We start from the raw sequence: 1,217 nt of genomic DNA on the forward strand, positions 1-1,217 counted from the left end.
CGCCGCTGCCGCCGCCGTCGCCCCCGACATCAAGGTCCTCGAGGGCCGCGTCGTCTCCGGCGACCAGTTCATCTCGGCCGCGGAGCAGAAGGAGCGCATCCTTGCGACCTTCGGCGGCCTGTGCTGCGAGATGGAGGGTTGCGCCATCGCGCAGGCCGCCTACCTCAACGGCGTGCCCTTCGTCGTCGTGCGAGCTATCAGCGACAAACCCGGTGCCGAGGGCCAGGTCGTGGACTACAACACTTTCGAGAAGAAGGCTGCCCGCGACTGTGCCCGCATCGTCGCTCACATGGTAGAGCTTTAGGCACCGGCGCCGGGACCCTTCTTTATAGGGGTCCCGGCGTGCAAAGCGCGGGTCCTTTCCCAGCGCGAAGTGTCGAGCCGAAGTGTTGAGCGTCGGCATTGAATGTTCAACAGCCGTTGTTATCATGCCCTCAAGTGGCGGACTTCTTCTTGGGGCTGTTGATTCCTCCGCGCGCCCTCTTTCGCTCGCCGGGCTCCCCTTATACTCCTTAAACGAGGAGGTAAGAAGTCATGGACAAGACCGCACAGGACAGCCCGTCAAAAAAGCCCGTCGACATGAGGGATAAGATCCTCGAGCATCTCGAGGCCCTCACATCCACCGTCTCGCTCGACGACCTTGCCCGCCTGTCCACCTCCGATATCGCCGAGACGCTCCTCGTCTCCAGGAGCCTGGCGAGCCAGTACCTCAACGATCTTGTTCGCGCCGGCCTCGTGGTCAAGGTGGCCGGTAGGCCCGTCCGTTATTTTCACCGCCGCGCGGTCCAGTACCCTCCCTTCGGCCTGCCTATCCTCTTGAGCGGAGGCGTGGGCGTCGGTAAGTCTTTCCTTTCTCGCCTCGTTTACGAGTACGGCAAGAACCAGGGCCTGCTGCCCCGCGATTCCTCCTATATGCGCATCGACTGCGCCGGGGTCCCGGACGCTACCTCGTTCAACGGGCTTCTTGACGACTCGATCGCCAAGTCGCGCGGGGGCGTGGTCTTCGTCAACGGCATCGAGGCGCTCTCTCCCTCCGCGATGGAGCGCTGCCTTGCGACGGCCCTCGGTCTCGACGCCTCCCAGGACGCGCCGCGCGGCCGCCTTGTTCTTTCGACGACGCTTTCCGCCGACAACCCGAAGGTCTCCTCGGCCTACAGCAAGCTGCCCATCTGCGCCCGCGTTCCCTCGCTCAAGGAGCGGACTCCCGAGGAGCGCGA

The 1,217-nt window shown here is 64.3% G+C and carries 2 protein-coding genes; both read left to right on the plus strand.

Features of this window, described 5'->3' with window-relative positions:
- A partial coding sequence (locus ACT84W_RS09530; RefSeq protein WP_444329029.1) for a 5'-methylthioadenosine/S-adenosylhomocysteine nucleosidase occupies positions 1-304 on the plus strand: 304 nt, incomplete at its 5' end.
- Positions 305-534: 230 nt separating this feature from the next.
- A partial coding sequence (locus ACT84W_RS09535; protein WP_444329030.1) for a MarR family transcriptional regulator occupies positions 535-1,217 on the plus strand: 683 nt, incomplete at its 3' end.

The sequence above is a fragment of the Paratractidigestivibacter sp. genome, assembly GCF_052362415.1.
Classification (GTDB): domain Bacteria; phylum Actinomycetota; class Coriobacteriia; order Coriobacteriales; family Atopobiaceae; genus Paratractidigestivibacter.